This is a genomic window from Microbacterium sp. CCNWLW41, from assembly GCF_037083505.1.
In genome coordinates this window covers 30,473-48,011 of sequence record NZ_JBAOJP010000003.1, presented here as the reverse complement: position 1 = coordinate 48,011, position 17,539 = coordinate 30,473, and the positions used below count along the sequence as shown (strand labels likewise).

The window sequence follows — 17,539 nt, the reverse complement described above, 5'->3', positions numbered from 1 at the left end:
TAACACGGCGCCGCGGGAGTGAGAACGGGTCCTCAGCGTGCCGTCCCCTGTGGCCGGATGACCGCGCGGACGGTGCGGAAGAGGATCACGATGTCCTGGGTCAGCGACCAGTTCTCCACGTAGTAGAGGTCCAGGCGGATGGTCTCCTCCCAGGACAGGCTCGACCGTCCGCTGACCTGCCACAGGCCGCTCATCCCGGGCTTCACCAGCAGGCGGCGATACGCGACGTCGTCGTAGAGGGCGACCTCCGTGGCACGCTGCGGGCGAGGACCGACCAGGCTCATGTCGCCGCGGAGCACGTTCACGAGCTGCGGCAGCTCGTCGATGGAGTGGCGCCGGAGGAAGCGGCCGACACGGGTGATCCGCGGGTCGTCGTTGATCTTGAAGAGCGGTGTCCCGCCGTCGCCCTGCAGATCGAGCAGCGACGCGAGCTGGTCGTCCGCATCGGCGACCATCGATCGGAACTTCCGCATGCCGAACGTCCGTCCCCCACGGCCGATGCGCTCCTGGGAGTAGATGATCCCGCCGGGGCCGTCCACTCGGATCGCGATCGCGGTGGCGAGGAAGACGGGCGAGAGCACCACCAGGAGGATCGCGGACCCGATGAGGTCGAAGGTCCGCTTGAGGAATCGCTGCGCGCCTTCCAGCCGCGGGAAGTCGACGTGGACCAGAGGAAGACCGGCGACGGGTGTCGTGTGCAGGCGAGGACCGGCGACATCGGTGAGCACCGGCGCCATGATGAGCTGGATGTCCCGGTCCGAGAGGGCGTGCCCGAGACGGCGCATCGTCATCGGGTCGAGATCGTCGGAGCCGACGATGATCAGCGCGTCGAAGCGCACCTCGTCCAGGACGGACTCGACGTTCGCGATGTCGCCGAGCACGTCGAAACCGGAGACGCCGCCGGCGCGCGCACGATCGGTGATGACGCCGACGATCTCGTACCCGCTGCTCTTGGCCCGTCGGATCTCGCGCGCGACGACGGAGACCTTGGACGGCTCGCCGATCACCACGGCCCGATGCAGGTACTGCCCGGCCTTCTGCCTTCCGCGCAGCCACTGGCGCCACAGCCACCTCGACAGCAGCAGGAGCAGCAGCCCGAACGGGAAGACGACGGCGACGAACAACCGGGAGAGGTCCATCCCCAGGAAGAAGGCGGTGGCGACCGTCACGGCGAACACGGCGAGCGTTGCGTTGACGATGCGCCGGTACTCGTCCGCGCCCTGGCCGACGATGTGGCGATCGCGGGAGTCGGTCGCGTCGAGCGCGATCACCCACACGAAACCCGTCACGCCGAGCGCGACCAGATAGGGGATGCGCGGGCCGTCGGGCCAGGAGACGTGGGTGAACGGCCCGGGGAGGACGACGAAGGACGAGACCGCGAGCACCAACAGGATGACGACGAGGTCGCTGTAGAACAGGCGGCTCGCGTACCGTCGCGGCCACGCCGGCCGGCGCGCTTTCTGCACGGGAACCCGCGGGGTCTTCCTCGGTTCCCCTGAGGCGCCGGAGCTGTCGCGCTCGAGCTGGACGACGACGTCCCTCACCTCCCTGCGATGGACACCAGGACGCGAGTCAGTCTAAACCGTCTTGGAATCTCCTGAAGATGCGCGCTTCGGCGTCACTTTCCGCAGCTGTCGGTGACGGCGGGCTTCGCCCCGTTCACCATCGGGTTCGTCTGCACCTGGAGCGGGCCGCGCTCGCCCTCGGGGCCGACGAACGAGGCAGCCACCTCGACGGTGTCCCCGGGATCAAACCACGCCTCGAAGGCGACCACCGGACGACCGAGATCGTCGATGTCCTTGTGCATCACCGAGATCTCGTCGCCGTAGAAGTCCGCGGTCGCAAGGGTCGTGCCGGGAGGGCCGTAGATGTAGATCCAGTCGCGGAAGCGCGCGCCGAACGTCATGCTCTGCACGTACCGGGGCAGCGCCTCCGCCTGCTGCTGGGACAGAGGCAGGCTGAGCGAGGCCGACGCCGTGTAGGTCGTCTTGCCCGCCTCGCACACGGCCGACGCGGAGGTCGCGGTCTCGGTGAAGTAGTCGATCTTCGAGCCGTTGCTGTTGTTGAAGTAGACCCCGATGGTCGTGTTCTCGTCGTTGTCCGTGGGCAGGACGCCGCTGATCCGCGAGCCCTCGATCGCGTCGGCGATCTTCGGGTCGTCGCTCCACACCATCACGCTGCCCTTCGAAGCGCTCTCCGTGATCGCCCACAGCATGTCCTTCGGATCGAACTCGCCCGTGGCGATCTTGTCGAACACCGCGGCCGCCGCCGCGGCGAAGAAGCCGTCGACCAGCTCCGGCTCCTTGTACGAGTCCCATCGTCCGTAGACCGTGCTCAGAAGGAGCGAGACGGCGTTGTCGGAGGACAGCACGTCGCCGGTGGGCAGCTCGATGGGGCCGGTCGCGACGAGGATCCGCGACAGCGCGAGCGGATCGATCGAGATCACTCCGGCGATGTCATCCGGGGCGATGTCGCGCTGCCACCAGGCGCGCATGATCTGCGCCGCCGTGGGGAAGTCCGGCCGGCTCATGCTCGTGTTGAGGTGATCCACGAGATAGCTCGTGTACAGGTCGATGGCGCTCTGCGGAACGTCCACATCCACGGCGACGCCGTTCTGATAGCTGCCGCTGTTGCCCTGCGCGCCCATCGAGAAGGAACCGCCGTCGACGTGCACGAGCGCCTGGGCCGCCGCACTGCCTCCGAGGGCGAGGGTCTCGGCGTTGTTCTGGAACACGAGGAGATAGTTGCGCGCGCCGTCCGCACCGAGCAGTTCCGGCAAGATCCCGATCGCGGGTCCCGCCGTGGACATCACGCTGTTGACCTGGTCGACGCCCTCCCGCACCGGTCCGATCAGGAAGGGCGAGTGCGCGACGCCGTCCAGCCCCTCGGCGAGACCGGTGATGCGCTCCCCCTGCTCCTCGGCGGCCGCGAGGAGCCGCTGCGTCACCGAGCCCGAGCCCTCTCCGGACCCCATCACGGGCACGGCCACGCCGTTCACGAGGGCGTCGAAGGACTGCGCGGCATAGCGCACGCCGCGGAGGTTGTCCCCGACGACCGGAACCCACTCCGCCAGCCACCACACCGGGTCCGATGCGGCGCCGCCGGCGCTGGCCGCGGTCTCGGACAGCTCGCCGAGCACGTCCTTCACGTCGCGGCCGGCCTCGACCTCCTTGATCAGCTCCTGACTCTTGGTCAGGCCGTCCTTCACCGTGATCGCGCGCAGGCCCACCCAGCAGACGGCGAGAAGCAGCGCGATGACGACAAGGGCGAGGATCACCCAGACCCGGCGCCGCCGGGTCTTGCGAAGGCTCAGCCGTTCGTCGATGTTCCGCCTTCGCAGGCCCTCACTGCTCATCGACGACGTACCTTTCCTTCGGGATCAAGCGATGAATCATAACAACCGAGCCTTGGCGACGAGCCTCGGCCGGGCGGGAGTCAGTCCGACGCCGCCGGGGCGGCAGCGGAGATGAACACCGGCGACGCGCCGAGCGTCAGGGTGACCTCGCCCTTCACGGGTTCGACGATCTGGCTGCGCCCGGAGAGGTCGGTGACCACCAGCGGGACCTTCGAGTCGAACGTCCGCTGCAGCTCCTGGTCGGCCCAGGCGACGCGGGTCGCATCGGCGCCCTGGCCGAACACCTCGACCGTGCTCGTCTCATCGGACTCGGTGGTCGTGAAGGCCTTGCCGCCGAGCCGGGCGATCATCAGCGCCTGCGCGAAGGCTCCGGGCTTCGGTGCGAGTGCGACGACGTTCTCCCGAGGGCTGTTCTCGTAGAGCCCGAAGTTCGCCTCGCCGGCGACCGGGTCGTTCTGGTCGTTGACGAGGTCGTACCAGATGTACTTCTCGACCCCGTTGGCGAAGGCCAGCGTCTCGTTCCGCACCAGCATCCGGCCCTGATCGAGCTCGGAGACACCGTCATGGTGTGTCGGGAACCCCATCTCCGTCACCCAGACGGGGCGGGTCTCGCCGGCGAACTCCTGCATGTCGGCGTAGGACTGCTGCACGGTGCCGGCGATCAGGTCGGGATTGCGATCGATCCAGGACTCGTAGGGGTGGTAGCTGATCGCATCGGTCGCTGCGAGACCGCCCGCCTGCCAGAACCCGACGAACCAGTCCCGGTCGTACAACGCCGTCGATCCCGTGACGATCGGAAGGTCCGGGTGCGCAGGGCTCACCTGATCGCGGACCGCCTGCGCGATGGGCACGTAGCAGGACGGGGCCTTGCCGCACGCCGTGTCGGTGTCGCGGTGGTTGAACTCGTTGAGCACTTCGAGGCCGACCATGTCGAACCGGTCCGCGACAGCCTTCGCGTACCGGGCGTAGGCCTGGATCGACTCGTCGCCGGACGGGGCGCGCCGGGTCCCGTAGACCCGGTTGCCGTACGCCACGATCCCCAGGAGCTTCACGCCGTTCGCGTGCATGCGGGAGAACTCGCGCACGTAGTTCTCGTCCCACGCGTACTCCCCGGCGACCTTCTCGTTGCGCTCCCAGGAGATGTCGTTGCGGACCTCCGCGAAGCCGAGGGCCGAAGCCAGGGTCCCGGTGCCCGCGAAGGGCTCCTTCTCGACGTGGGACGCGACGCCGAAGCGGCTGTCCTGGGCGACCGCGAACCCCTCGGCGTCGATCACGGCGACGGCCGTCTCGATGTGCTGTCCGGCGGCGTCGTCCACCGTGACCGTGTAGTGGCCCTGTCCGACGCCGGTCAGCGGCAGTGCCGCGAGCGGTCCGCGGACCTCGGCCTGACCGGAGATCGGATCCCCTCCGGCGCTGGAGGTCGCGCTCCACTGCACGGCGCCCTCGGCCAGCGACACGGCGAGCACGGCGGATTCGTCGGTCATGATGAGCGAATCGTTGACGATGCCGGAAGGGGTCTGCACGGCCTCGAACGAGCCGTTGGCCACGAGCTCCTCCCCGCCGCTGCCCGTGATCGACACGTCGTCGATGCCGAGGCCCCGGACGGTGCCGCCGAGCACGAGGTCGAGCGAGGATTCGGGCGACTGGTCGGCCGGAGCCGTGAACGGGAACTCGAGGGTCTCCCAGTCCGCATCCAGAGGCGGAAGCACGAAGGTCTGCCCGGCGACGGTCAGACGGGCGGCGGGGTCGGTCTTCCGCTCCGCCAGCACGCGCGCAGCGAGGCGGAGGGTGTACTGCCCGCCGGGCGCCAAGGCCACGGCGGAGGAGGCCGCGATGACGTCCGGATCGTTCGCCGGGGCGTCCACCCGCAAGGACACGGCGCCGGTCGCTGCAGCGCCGACCTCGGGCAGCACCGCGCCGACGACGGTCCGATCGGCCAGCGTCCACCCGTCGATGGACGCCCGCGCGGTGTTCGTGACCGGCACCTCCGCGGGAGGGTCGGGCGTCGGGGTCGGCGTCGGCGACGCGGTGGGCTTCGGCGTCGGGGTCTCGCCCTTCGTCTGGGCATCCGACCGCAGGGCGGGAATACCGACCACGGCCACCGCCGCGCTCCCGGCCACCAGGAGCACGGCCACCGTGCTGGCGATGATGACCGTCTTCTTCGTCACGCGCAGTGCCATGGCATCCTTTCCCCCGTGCGTCCGCACCAACCTATCCGGTGCGAGCCGGGACGAAGCTGACAGCCTCGAGTGCGGGGCCCGGTCAAGCTCTCTAGACTCGACACATGCTCTCCGCGGTCCGCCCGAGCCCGCGGGCACGTTTCCGCGCCCGCCCTCGCTCCGAAACGGCACCCGTCCTGTGAGCGGCGCCCTGGTGCACGAGTGGCTCGCCCCCCGCGGCGGATCCGAGAACGTCTTCGAGTCCCTGACGCGGATCTTCCCGGATGCCGCCCGCTATTGCCTGTGGAACGACAGCGACGGCCGGTTCGCCGTCGACGGAGAGACCTGGCTGGCTCGCACGCCCCTGCGAGGCCGCAAAGCGGCGGCGCTTCCCCTGATGCCCCTGGCCTGGCGCTCCCTTCCCTCCGTCGACGCCGAGTGGGTGCTCGCGAGCTCGCACCTCTTCGCGCACCACGCACGGTTCGCGGGCCCCGCCCGCAGCGCCCCCAAGCTCGTGTACGCCCATACGCCCGCTCGGTACATCTGGAACCCCGAGCTCGATGCGCGCGGCGGTTCCCTCCCCGTGAAGGCAGCCGCCGGCACGATGAAGGACCTGGATCGACGACGCGCTCAGGAAGCCGTCGCGATCGCCGCGAACAGCGCGTTCGTCCAGACCCGTATCGCCCGGGCGTGGCACCGCGAGAGCACCGTGATCCACCCGCCCGTGGATGTCGCCTCGTTCCTCGTCACGCCGGAACCGAGCGCGCACGACCAGGACGTGCTCGACCGCCTGCCGGACACGTTCCTCCTCGGCTTCTCCCGGTTCATCCCGTACAAGAGGCTGGACCTGGCCGTCCAGGCGGGGGCCGCGGCCGGTGTGCCGGTGGTGCTGGCCGGCGCGGGCCCCGATGAGGAACGGCTGCGCGCGTTCGCCGCAGAGCACGCTCCCGGCGCGGTGACTTTCGTCCGCTCGCCCGGCCCGGACCTCTACCGCGCGCTGCTGCACCGCTGCCTCGCCCTGGTCTTTCCCGCGGTGGAGGACTTCGGCATTGTCCCCGTGGAGGCGATGGCGGCCGGGCGCCCCGTCATCGCGAACGCGCTGGGCGGAACGGCCGAGACGATCGTGGACGGGAGCACGGGAGTGCTCGTCGAGGACTGGTCTCCGGAGGAGATGCGGCGCGCCGTCAACACGGTGACCCGGGTGTCCCCGGAGGCGTGCCGGGCTCAGAGCGAGCGGTTCTCCGAGGAGGTCTTCGCCGACCGCATCCGCGTGTGGGTCGCCGAGTCCCTCGCCTCGGGCGACGCGACGCCGGCGAGGGCCGTCTGATGCGGGTCTTCGTCGACGACCGCTACCGCGGCGCCCACGGCATCGGACGGTACGCCGCCGAGGTCCTCCCCCGCCTGACGCCGCCGTGGGAGGACCTGGCGCTCGGCGGATCCCCGTTCACCGCCGTGGACGCCTTCCGTCCGGTGGGCAGCGCGTCCGCCGCGGACGCGCTCGTCTACTCCCCGGGCTACGGGGCGCTCCTGCGCGCCGGCCGCCAGCTGCTCACGCTCCACGACCTCATCCAGCTGAGAGCCCCGGGGATCCGGCGCTGGACCTTCGCGGCGTATTACTCGGGCCCGGTCCGAACGGTCGTGCGCAGGGCCGGCGTGGTCCTCACGGTCTCGGACACGTCGGCTCGGGCGATCCGGGACTGGATCGACGACGACGCCGTGGAGATCGTCAACGCCGGCAACGGCTGCTCCGCGGCCTTCCGCCCCCGCGCGGGCGTCGTGTCCGCGTCCGATCCCTATCTGCTGTTCGTCGGGAACGGTCGGGCACACAAGAACCTGGACGTCGTCCTGGACGCGCTCACGTCGGCACGGGACGCGCGACTGGTGGCGGTCGTCCCCGAGCACGAGATCCCCGAGCTGAGCGCGAGGACCGAGACCCGCGGGATATCCCCCCGGGTGCGATGGGTGAGCGGGGTCGACGACGAGGAGCTCGCCGACCTCTACCGCGGCGCGGCGGCGACCGTCATGCCGTCCACCCTCGAGGGGTTCGGCCTTCCCGCGCTGGAATCGATCCGGTGCGGCGTGCCCGTCGTCTTCTGGGAGGGCTGCGAGGCCGTCGCGGAGATCGTCGGGGACCGCGGCTGGGCCGTGCCGTCCTCGGACGACCGGGGGGCGTGGTCGGACGCGCTGACCCGCGCCCTGGCCTCCGGCCGGCGGGTCGATCCGCCCACCGGGTACGACTGGGGGCGGACGGCGACGATCGTCTCGGACACGATCTCGCGACTGACCGCCTGACGGCCTAGGCCGTGCTTTCCCGCACCGTCTCGAGGAAGAGCGTCAGCGCGTCCGTCTTCCGCTCCCAGGACTGGTCGCGTGCCCCTTCCTCGCCGAATCGGTTCGGCGACGGGTGCGCGAGCGCGCGCTCCAGGGCCGCCGCCGCGTCAGCGCCGTCGCGGTAGGTCTCGATGCCGAGGTCGGATCGGCCACGGATGCCGGGCGTCTCCCTGGCCACGACGCTCAGCCCCGCCGCCAGGTACTCGTAGAGCTTCATCGGGCTGCGCCCGGCGTTGAGCGGGTCGTCCGACAGCGGGAGCAGCCCGACCCGCGCCGAGTGCAGCAGCGCGGGCACGTCCGTGTACGTGACGGCCCCGAGGGCTTCCACGTTCGCCGGCAGCGCTGATGGCGGCCGTGGGTTCGGACCGGCGATGAGGAAGGGGACGTCGGGATGCTGGCGGGCCCAGGCGGCGACCTGATCCCAGTCGAAGCGATCGTCGAGCGCTCCGACGTAGACGCAGCGGGCGGGGCGGGGGCGCTGTTCTCCGGCCGGCGAGGCGAAGCGCCCGAGCTCCACTCCGTTCTCCAGGACGAGCGCGGGCACGCGGGGGGCTCCCAGACTCCGCAGCACCTCGTCGGATGTGGCGACGACCGCGTCGGCCGCCTCCAGGATCCGGCGCTGCACGTCGTGTTTGAGACCGCCGGGATACAGGTCCGTCGGGCGATAGACGAGCGTCCGGGACAGGGAACGCACCGATTCGTCCCAGAGCAGCGGCTGATCGATGAGCACGGCGTCGAAGAGGCCGTCGATCCCCTCACGCTCCAGCATCCTCGCCACGCGGAACCTGCCGAGCGGCACCGGCACGGTGGTCCGCGGAACGACGTGCAGCACGCCGTGCGCGTCCCGGCGGGGACGACGCGGCACCGCGACCAGCTCGCTCGCGCGGACGCGTCCGGTCAGCCGGTGGAGGGTCGAGATCGGGGTGCTCACGTGCACGACGTCCGCACCGCGCTCGGAGAGCACACGTGCGTAGTGGTGGCTTCCCACGCGGAAGGGGCCGAACGGGTGGCTGTGGGAGAGGAAGAGATAGCGTGCGCGTCCCGCCGTGGGCTGCCGCGGGGGGCCGCCCGTCATGTCCGGGCTCGCTCGATGCGCGCGCGGATCTCCCGGTGGATCCGGGCGAGATCCGCCTCCGCGCGGCGCACGCGGTCCGCGACCTCGGCCGCACGCTCGGGACTCGGGTGCAGGATCACTCGCAGCTGCTCGGGCTCCCGGGCGGATGCATCGTGCGACACGCCGTCCAGGCCGATGGCCGCGAACGCATCCGTGATCTTGGCCGTCGGGTGCGGGACCAGCTCGACCGGGATCGCCCCGCTCAGCGCGGCCAGCACGAGGACGTGCATCCGGTCGCTCACGACCAGCTGCGCGCCGTCGTAGCGCTCCCGGAGGCGCTCCTCCTGGTCCCGGGGGTCGACGTCGCCCCACGGTTCGACCTCGCCCCCGAGAAGGCGGGCCAGCTCTCGTGCGCGCTCCTCGTCCTCGCGCACCTGGACGACCGTGCGAATGGTGAGTCCGGCGTCGTCCGCCGCTCGGCGCACCGCGTCGAGCCAGGCCGCGTCCGGCAGCGGTCGGGCACCGCGCAGGCTCACGACGAGGTCGGTGCGCTCATCCCAGTCGCGGCCGGGGCGGGATCCGGCGGAGAAGCCGATGTCGGGCGCGAGCCTCCCCGCGCGCGCGATCCGCATCGTGCGGGCGTCGCGCCACAGGGCCACCTGGGACAGGCGGGCCGCGAGGCGGTGGATGGCGAGCGCCGGCCGGGACGGCGCTCGGATGCCCCGCGGCGGGCGGACGACCACTCCCCCTTTGAGCCGGACGATGAGGGTCTCCGCGAGGAACACGAGCTCCCGGAGCCCGTTGCCCCGATCCAGCGGGATCTCACCCGCCTCGAACACCAGGACGGGACGACGCGGCGCCGTGAGGAGCAGCCAGAGCCAGCGCGGAACAGACTTCTTGGACCGCAGCACCACGGCGTGCGCAGGCATCCCCAGCTGTCGGAGCCACACGTCGGGCCCCTCGCCGGTGTACGCGACCAGCTCGTCGCTCGTGCCCTCCGCCCACCGCAGCGTCTCGCGCCGGATGAGGGCGTCGCCGATGTTGCCCGCCGGGCCGGTGAGGGAGACGAAGGTCCTCGTTCGGCGAGTCGCGGTCCCGCGCGAACGGCGAGATGATCGCGGTTCTGACGGTCGCATGGGCAGGCCTCGACGGTTTCTCAGGATGGAGTCGTACACGGAGGGGTTCGTGCCGCGACGACCGCTCAGGGATCGAGGGTCGGAAGAGGCGTCGGCTCGATGGTCGGTGTCGGATCCACGGGCGGATCCGTGGGATCGACCGGCGGATCCGTGGGATCGACCGGCGGTTCCGAGGGCTCGACGGGCGGGCTGCTCGGCTCCTGTGGAGTCGTCGGCGCCGGCGCGGGCTCCTCCGGCTCGGGGTCCGGTTCGAAGAACTCGTCCGCCGGCACCTCGGGGACCGGGGTGGGAGTGGGAAGCACGCGGGTGACCGTGAGAGGGGCGCTGGTGCGGGTTCCGTCCGCGTTCTCGGCGGTCACCGTGTAGACGGTGGATCCCGTCGCACACGAGAACGGGACGACGCGATCCGTGATCCGGGCGGGCAGGGCAGCGGCGATCGGGAAGTCGAGCGCGTCGACCTGCGCGGGGCCCGCGCCGAGGGCGACGTTCTCCGCGTTGTCGATCTGCCAGCTCAGCAGCACCTGCGCCTTGGCGTCCTCTGCGGGGCAATCGATTGTCACGGCGTTCGCGGTGAAGCTGCGGATCACCGGTCGTTCGTCGGCAGCGTTGTCGGCTCGGGGCGGAGCGGACGGTTCGGGGCCGGCCGGCGCCGCGACGCTGGCGAGCGCGCCGATGATCGCGCCGGCCGCCACCGCGAGCAGCACGGCGACGCCGGTGAGCACCATGAGCAGGACGCTGCGCTTCTGCGTGCGCTGCGCGGCGCGACGATGGCGTTCGCGACGCGCGACGGTGCGGGCGCCGAGCTCGGTCGACGACGCGACGCCCTCGACCGCCGGTGCGCGTCCGCTCTGCGCGGTTCCGTCGGCTCCGGGACGCGGCTCGAACCCCACGGCGATCGGCGCGTTCTTCGTTCGGGGCTTCGCCACGGAGGCCGCTCCGACCGCGCTGGCACCAGGATTTCGCGTCCAGGCAACGTACTCGCTAATGACGTCGTTCGTGGGGCCGTCGGCGATCAGCTCGCCCTTGTGCACCCAGAGGACCCGCTCGCAGGTTTCCTTGAGAGACCCGACGGAATGGCTGACGATCATCACCAGACCGGCACTGTCGCGCAGCTCGTTGATGCGCTTCTCGCTCTTCGCCCGGAAGCGCCGGTCCCCCACCGCCAGCGCCTCGTCGATGAGGAGGATCGAGTGTGCCTTCGCAGAGGCGATGGCGAACTTCAGCCGCGCGGCCATCCCTGAGGAATAAGTCCGCATCGGGTGGTAGATGAAGTCGTTGAGTTCCGCGAAGTCGGCGATCTCGTCGACTCGTCCCGCCGCCTCTTCAGGGCTGAAGCCCATCGCCAGCAGCCCGAGACGGATGTTGTTCTCTCCCGAGAGCTCGGGCACCAGGGCCGCGTTCACGCCGAGCAGCACCGGACGATCACGCGCGTAGATCGCTCCCTCGGACGGAGGGATGAGGCCGCTCATCGCTCGGAAGAGCGTCGACTTGCCGGAGCCGTTGTGCCCGACGACACCGATGGACTCCCCCTCGGACGCCGTGAAGCTCACGCCTCGGAGTGCCGGCACGGTCTGAAGATCCCGTCCCCCTCGGAAAGAGCGGAGACTCGTCAGCGTTTCTCGGGTCGTCAGCCGCTTCCCGGACGCATACACCCGATAGTTGACATGCAGGTTGTCCGCGATCATCATCGGGCGCGGCGCGACATCGAGCGAACCGGCAAACGGCTCCGGAAGCAGCAGATCAGTCACTGATACCGTACCTCGGCTCGCCCCGCCAGAAATAGATCACGCCGACCACGATCGTCACGAGTGCCCAGATCGGGGCGACGACCCACACGATCGACGGAGCGGAGTACCCGCTCAGCAACACGTCACGCGCGATGGAGACGAAGTCGTACGTGGGGATAAGGTGCGCGATCCCCAGCAGAATCGGGTAGTCGGCGAGCGCACCATCGATGTCGAAAAAGATTCCGGTCGCGTAGAACAGCACACGGTTGATGATCGGCACCAGTTGCTGGATGTCCCGCGTTCGCACCGCGATCCTGGACACTACGAGGGAGAGCCCTAGGTTGAACACCCCCATGACCGCGAGGAGCGGAATCATGAGCAACCAGGACCAGGTGATCGGCTCGCCGAAGACCAGCAGCAAGATCCCAAGCAGCACCATCACCGGGACGATTCGCAAAGCTTGTTCCGCGACGACGGATATCGGGAGCAGAATTCGCGGGAAACCGAAACTCTGGACAAGCTTGGAGTTGCCGGTGATCGCTCGCGAGCCACTTCCGAAACACCCGGTGAAGAACTCGAAGACGAAGACGCCGACGATCAGATACTGCACGAAGTACTCGGGCCGTGCCGACCCGGAGAGGAGGAAATGGAAGATCGTGCCGTAGACGATCGCCAGCGACAGCGGCTTGAGGACGATCCAGAGCACGCCGAGGCGGTTCGGCAGCAGCCCTCCGATGAGTCGACTGCCCGCCAGCCGAAGTGCGAAAGCTCGCATCCGCCAGGTTTCCGCAAGATACTCGCCCAACGGAGGACGTTTCCCCAGCTCCGGCAGGCCGGCAGCGGTGGGCGCAGCGCTCGCTACCATGCGGATTCCTCGACTCTCTGCCCCGACGCACGATCCCCCGGTCCTGGGCGGGCACAACGGATCATGCTACCCCACCCAGTTGCGAAGCCTCTTCGGCAGCCCGCGGGTCAGTCGCGGCCGTAGATGTCGCGAGTGTAGATCTTGTGAGCGACGTCGGCGAGGGCGTCGGTGGCGCGGTTGGCGATGATCACGTCGGCCCGGCCCTTGAACTCGTCCAGATCGCGCACCACCTCGGAGTGGAAGAACTCGTCGTCCTCGAGGGTCGGCTCGTACACGACGACCTCGATCCCCTTCGCCTTGATCCGCTTCATGATGCCCTGGATCGACGACGCACGGAAGTTGTCGGAACCCGACTTCATCACGAGACGGTAGACGCCGACCGTCCGTGGGCCTCGCGCCAGGATGTCGGCGGCGACGAAGTCCTTGCGGGTGCGGTTGGCGTCGACGATCGCCGCGATCAGGTTCTGCGGCACCTCGGAGTAGTTCGCGAGCAGCTGTTTGGTGTCCTTCGGCAGGCAGTAGCCGCCATAGCCGAACGACGGGTTGTTGTAGTGCGAGCCGATGCGGGGGTCGAGGCCGACCCCCTCGATGATCTGCCGAGTGTCGAGGCCGTGCACGGCGGCGTAGGTGTCGAGCTCGTTGAAGTAGGCGACGCGGAGGGCCAGGTACGTGTTGGCGAACAGCTTGATCGCCTCGGCCTCCGTGGGATCGGTGAGCAGTACCGGCACCTCTGTGGCGATGGCCCCCTCCAGAAGCAGGTCGGCGAAGCGCTGCCCGACGGGGCCGCGGTCGCCCACGACGATGCGCGACGGGTGGAGGTTGTCGTGCAGCGCACGCCCCTCACGCAGGAACTCCGGCGAGAACACGATCGTCGCGTGCGGGTACTCGGCGTTCATCCGGGCGGTGAAGCCCACGGGCACCGTGGACTTGATCACGATCGCGGCATCCGGATTGATGTCGAGGACAGCGGCGATGACGCCCTCGACCGAGGACGTGTCGAAGTAGTTGGTCACCTCGTCGTAGTTCGTCGGGGTCGCGACGACGACGAACTCGGCGGCACGGTAGGCCTCGTCCGCATCGGTCGTCGCGGTGAGATCGAGCTCCCGGGTGGCGAGATAGTCCTCGAGCTCGGGGTCGGCGATCGGCGAGACCCGCCGGCCGAGCATCTCCACCTTGGCGGGATCGATGTCGAAGGCGACCACCTGATGGTGCTGAGCGAGGATGACGGCGTTGGACAGACCGACGTATCCGGTCCCCGCGATGGCGATCTTCATTCCCTTAGGTTATCCAGCCCGCGGATAGACTCGGCTCCGATGACCCCGCGCCCTCTGCTCACCATCGTCATCCCCGTCTCGAACGACGAGGCGACCGTGGCGACAGCCATCGACAGTGCTCTCTCCCAGACGGTCCCCGACATCGAGATCGTCTGCGTCGACGATGCGTCGACGGACGGCACGACGACGATTCTCGAACGGTTCCGGCAACGTGATCCGCGGGTTCGCGTCCTGCACCATGACCGCAACCTCTCCGCGTTCCAGGCGAGGCGCACCGGCATCCTGGCCGCGCGCGCTGATCACGTTCTCTTCCTCGACGGCGACGACGAGCTGGAGTCGAATGCCGCAGCCACCGCGATCGCCCGGGCTCGGGAAACGGGCGTCGACATCGTCGGGTTCGGCGTGACCGTGGTCGAGCGCGACGGCCGTACCGGGAGCCCCTACGAAGCCCGGCTGCAGCCGCCGCAGCTCGCCCTCGCCGGCGACGACGTACTGCGCGCGCTCTTCCCGGTCGGCAGGCCCGCGCAGGGCCAACTGTGGCGGTTCCTCTTCCGCACGAGCGTGCTGCGTGAGGCTTACGCCCTGCTGCCGGACGACCTCGTGCTGGCGCGCATCAACGATCTCCCGCTGCTCTTCCTCGCCGCATCGCAAGCGACGAGCTACACGGCGGTGCCGGACAAGCTGTATCGGTATCACTTCGGCCGGGGTGGCAGCGGGCATCGCGTCGACAGCGTCGAGCGGGCACGGTTCTACACGGGGGCGATCACCTCGGTCGACGCGATCGGTCCGGCCGTCGAGGCGCTCGCGGAGAACCATCACGACCCGGATCTCCTGCGCGCGACGTACACATCAGTGCGCCTGTCGATCATCGGCTACGTCTGCTACCAGCTCGTCGAGCACAGCGACGAGGCCATGCTCGACAGCGCGCTCACGCACCTGCACACGGTCGCGACCGACCATGACATCGTGCATGCGGCGGCACACTTCTACCCGGCGACGCTCAGGGCTCTCAAATATCACGCGACGTGGCAGGGCCTGCCGGAAAGCGGGGTACGCAGCATCCTGCTCGTCACCTCGACGCTGCGCACCGGCGGTGTCTCCGCGGTGCTCGCCTCGCAGGCGCGCTACCTGCGCGAAGCGGGCTACCGCGTCACCGTCGTCGCACGAAACGGCGGGAACGATACGAGCGTGCTGCCCGCAGGCGTCCCGTTCATCGAGCTGGCCTCGCGTCAGCTCCCCGCACAGCTGACGCAGTGGGCGGAGATCTGCCGGACGCACGAGATCGATCTCGTCATCGACCATCAGGTGCTGTACTCCGATGCCTGGCCGGAGTTCGCGCTCATGGCACGGGCGGAGGGCGCGGCCACGATCGGCTGGCTGCACAACTTCGTCGCACGGCCGGTGTACGACGGCAACGAGCGGCTGACGCTCATCGAGCGGTGCAGCCCGACGCTTGCGCAACTCATCACACTCTCTCCGCTCGACGTGGCCTACTTCCGACTTCGCGGAATCGAGCACGTCGCGTACCTCCCCAATCCCCCATCGCCCTTGCTGCTCGAATCGGCGACGGACGCCCGCGAGAGGTCCGCCCCGACCGAACGACTCGAGCTGGTCTGGTGGGGCCGGTTGGAGCAGCGAACGAAGCAGGTGCGCGAGCTCGTCGCTGTCGGCGCGCAGTTGCGCGCCCTCGGGGTACCGTTCCGAATGAGGATCATCGGCCCCGACTGGGACGACGTCACGGCCAAGAAACTCAACGCGCTCGCCCGTCGCCGGGGCATCGGTGACGCCGTCCGCGCGGTCGGACCACTGCGGGGAGAGGCACTGATCGCCGCGATCGACAGGGCGGACGCCTTCGTCTCGACGAGCGTCATCGAGGGATATCAGCTCACGATCGCCGAGGCGCAGTCACGCGGGCTGCCCGTGTTCATGTACGAGCTACCCTGGCTCACCCTCGTGCAGGGAAACGACGGCGTCGTCGCGGTGCCGCAGGGGGATGCGCGCGGGCTCGCGAGCCGACTCGCCGACACCCTCGCGGATCCCGAGCGCTACGCCGCTCTGTCACGGGCGTCGCTGGAGGCCGCGGCGCGGGCGCGCGCCCACGACTTCCCCCAGCTGTACCGTGACGTCGTCACCGGCGCGCTCCCGTCGGAGTTCTCACCGCAGCCCACGCTCGACGACGCCCGGCAATTGCTCGGTTTGATGGTCTTCTTCGCAGAGCGCGCCGATGAGCGCATCCGAACGACGGCCGACGGCCCGCTGTTCCTGAGGGGATTAGTGCGATGGGGCGCACCACTCGTTCGCTCGGCCCTTCGGCGCTTTCCGCGTCTGCGCCCTTTCGCAATCCGGGCAAAGCGCTGGTTCGGTCTGCGCTGAGCCGCGGCGTCCTCTGAGCACATGTCAGCGAGGGAAGAACATATTGTGAGACGCCTCGTTCACGACCCGTTTGCGCGGTTTGCGAGTACCCGAACTCCTCGCGCAGGAGACGCGATCTCGACGAGATCAGGCGACTCTTCGGCCCAGAAACGGAGTACTTCGCGTTCGTCCGGTCGATCGGCGTCATCGACGACGATGACGGTGTCGTCGGTGAGGACGGTCGCGAACCGCGACAACGCAGGGTAACGCGCATACTTGCCGATGACACCAGGAGGGCCGTCCACGAACAGTACGTCGATAGGACCACCGATCGAACTCGTATCAATGTCGTACCAGCGAAAGACGCCCCGCGGTGTCTCGACATCCACGAGCGGACTCACTCGAACCTCAGCCCATGCCGACAAACCATGATCGTCCAACATGGCGCGAGTCTTCTCCGCATACTCAGCCAAGTGCTCAAACGCGATGACTCTTCCGGCGCCCTTGCTCCGCATGGCGTGTGCCATCCAGAGAGTCGATGTCCCGCTCCCGCACTCGACCACCAGCTCCGCATCACGTCGTTCTATCGCATCGACGAGCCACAACAGTCCGGCGGGACTCAGAGCCCACCCAGCGACCAGCGGCAGTGGCGCTGTGGGGTTGTAGCGCGACATCAGCTGCATCAACGCTTGCATATCCGTCATCAGTTCTGGCACGAGCTGACGTTCGTTTCGGGCGACTCCAGCCACGCCGACATGGATCCGCTCCAGCGTCTGGTTCACAGGCTCGAGCTCACGCAGCAAGAGGCGTCGCGTCGTTGCCGCTGACTGCTTCGACTCCGATCTCGATTCAGAACCCGCCACGCCCAGCTCCAGCACACCGGCGTCGATGTTGGCGACGTCCTGGCGGATCGCGGCGAGCTCCGCTTCTCCCCTGGCGACTACCGACTGCGTGTCCGCCAACTGCTTTTGCACATCCTCCATGCGAAGACCAAGGCGAGCGACCATTCGCTCCGTCCCCACAGAAGCGGACTTCAGGCTGGTCAAGCCTTCGCGAACTTGCTCGACCTCGAGAAGCAATCTCGCCGCACCCTGAGCCGTCGCTCGCCGGCTCGCGAATTGAACTCGGAGGATCACTCCAACGATCACGACCAGAACGCCGACGACCGCGATGCCCCAGTCCGGCTTCCCAAGAAGCGCCAGCGTGACAGTGGCGGCCGCTCCGAGCATCAGAATCGCCATCACCGCGAAATCGCGAAACGTCAGGGAGGACATCCTGTTCCTTCC

At 69.1% G+C, this 17,539-nt stretch carries 12 protein-coding genes; 3 read left to right on the top strand and 9 right to left on the bottom strand.

The window, feature by feature from the left end; translation table 11 throughout:
* Positions 1-32: 32 nt before the first annotated feature.
* From V6R91_RS11845 to V6R91_RS11835, 3 genes are all read right to left on the bottom strand, one after another.
* A complete protein-coding gene (locus V6R91_RS11845; protein WP_336395560.1) occupies positions 33-1,466 on the bottom strand; it encodes a sugar transferase in 1,434 nt (477 codons plus the stop codon).
* Positions 1,467-1,618: 152 nt separating this feature from the next.
* Positions 1,619-3,355 carry a DUF4012 domain-containing protein gene (locus tag V6R91_RS11840; RefSeq protein WP_336395559.1) on the bottom strand — a complete coding sequence of 579 codons (1,737 nt, stop codon included), beginning with the start codon at positions 3,353-3,355 and terminating at the stop codon, positions 1,619-1,621.
* Positions 3,356-3,435: 80 nt separating this feature from the next.
* Positions 3,436-5,535, bottom strand: coding sequence for a hypothetical protein (locus V6R91_RS11835; RefSeq protein WP_271060484.1), 2,100 nt, complete (start codon positions 5,533-5,535; stop codon positions 3,436-3,438).
* Between the two features lie 178 nt (positions 5,536-5,713).
* On the opposite strand from V6R91_RS11835, the gene V6R91_RS11830 reads away from it, so the two are divergent.
* Together V6R91_RS11830 and V6R91_RS11825 are read left to right on the top strand one after the other, a co-directional pair.
* Positions 5,714-6,841: a glycosyltransferase gene (locus V6R91_RS11830; RefSeq protein ID WP_336395558.1), complete on the top strand. Its 1,128-nt coding sequence runs from the start codon at positions 5,714-5,716 to the stop codon at positions 6,839-6,841.
* Positions 6,841-7,806 (top strand): glycosyltransferase family 4 protein, encoded by a 966-nt coding sequence (locus V6R91_RS11825; RefSeq protein WP_336395557.1) that lies wholly within the window; start codon positions 6,841-6,843, stop codon positions 7,804-7,806. Before V6R91_RS11830 ends, V6R91_RS11825 begins: the two co-directional genes overlap by 1 nt.
* A gap of 4 nt (positions 7,807-7,810) precedes the next feature.
* Here V6R91_RS11825 and V6R91_RS11820 read toward each other — a convergent pair whose 3' ends face one another.
* The 5 genes from V6R91_RS11820 to V6R91_RS11800 form a co-directional block, all read right to left on the bottom strand.
* Entirely contained in the window at positions 7,811-8,920 is a 1,110-nt protein-coding gene (locus V6R91_RS11820; protein ID WP_336395556.1) for a glycosyltransferase, read from the bottom strand.
* A complete protein-coding gene (locus V6R91_RS11815; protein ID WP_336395555.1) occupies positions 8,917-10,035 on the bottom strand; it encodes a hypothetical protein in 1,119 nt (372 codons plus the stop codon). Before V6R91_RS11815 ends, V6R91_RS11820 begins: the two co-directional genes overlap by 4 nt.
* A 65-nt stretch (positions 10,036-10,100) precedes the next feature.
* Complete coding sequence (locus tag V6R91_RS11810) at positions 10,101-11,603, bottom strand: ABC transporter ATP-binding protein (protein ID WP_336395554.1); 1,503 nt, start codon at positions 11,601-11,603, stop codon at positions 10,101-10,103.
* A gap of 172 nt (positions 11,604-11,775) precedes the next feature.
* Positions 11,776-12,627, bottom strand: a complete 852-nt coding sequence (locus tag V6R91_RS11805; protein ID WP_271060479.1) for an ABC transporter permease — start codon at positions 12,625-12,627, stop codon at positions 11,776-11,778.
* A gap of 107 nt (positions 12,628-12,734) precedes the next feature.
* Entirely contained in the window at positions 12,735-13,901 is a 1,167-nt protein-coding gene (locus V6R91_RS11800; RefSeq protein ID WP_336395553.1) for a nucleotide sugar dehydrogenase, read from the bottom strand.
* Between the two features lie 39 nt (positions 13,902-13,940).
* Between V6R91_RS11800 and V6R91_RS11795 the strand changes: the two genes are divergently transcribed.
* Positions 13,941-16,274 carry a glycosyltransferase gene (locus V6R91_RS11795; protein ID WP_336395552.1) on the top strand — a complete coding sequence of 778 codons (2,334 nt, stop codon included), beginning with the start codon at positions 13,941-13,943 and terminating at the stop codon, positions 16,272-16,274.
* A gap of 59 nt (positions 16,275-16,333) precedes the next feature.
* Here the strand turns inward: V6R91_RS11795 and V6R91_RS11790 are convergent, their stop codons facing one another.
* Positions 16,334-17,527 (bottom strand): class I SAM-dependent methyltransferase, encoded by a 1,194-nt coding sequence (locus V6R91_RS11790; RefSeq protein WP_336395551.1) that lies wholly within the window; start codon positions 17,525-17,527, stop codon positions 16,334-16,336.
* Positions 17,528-17,539 lie beyond the last annotated feature (12 nt).

Excerpts from the sequence above, each read along its gene's own strand:
- V6R91_RS11825 (WP_336395557.1), top strand. The coding sequence starts at position 6,841 with ATGCGGGTCTTCGTCGACGACCGCTACCGCGGCGCCCACGGCATCGGA.
- V6R91_RS11795 (WP_336395552.1), top strand. The coding sequence starts at position 13,941 with ATGACCCCGCGCCCTCTGCTCACCATCGTCATCCCCGTCTCGAACGAC.
- V6R91_RS11805 (WP_271060479.1), bottom strand. The coding sequence starts at position 12,627 with ATGGTAGCGAGCGCTGCGCCCACCGCTGCCGGCCTGCCGGAGCTGGGG.
- V6R91_RS11800 (WP_336395553.1), bottom strand. The coding sequence starts at position 13,901 with ATGAAGATCGCCATCGCGGGGACCGGATACGTCGGTCTGTCCAACGCC.
- V6R91_RS11790 (WP_336395551.1), bottom strand. The coding sequence starts at position 17,527 with ATGTCCTCCCTGACGTTTCGCGATTTCGCGGTGATGGCGATTCTGATG.
- V6R91_RS11820 (WP_336395556.1), bottom strand. The coding sequence starts at position 8,920 with ATGACGGGCGGCCCCCCGCGGCAGCCCACGGCGGGACGCGCACGCTAT.
- V6R91_RS11835 (WP_271060484.1), bottom strand. The coding sequence starts at position 5,535 with ATGGCACTGCGCGTGACGAAGAAGACGGTCATCATCGCCAGCACGGTG.
- V6R91_RS11840 (WP_336395559.1), bottom strand. The coding sequence starts at position 3,355 with ATGAGCAGTGAGGGCCTGCGAAGGCGGAACATCGACGAACGGCTGAGC.
- V6R91_RS11815 (WP_336395555.1), bottom strand. The coding sequence starts at position 10,035 with ATGCGACCGTCAGAACCGCGATCATCTCGCCGTTCGCGCGGGACCGCG.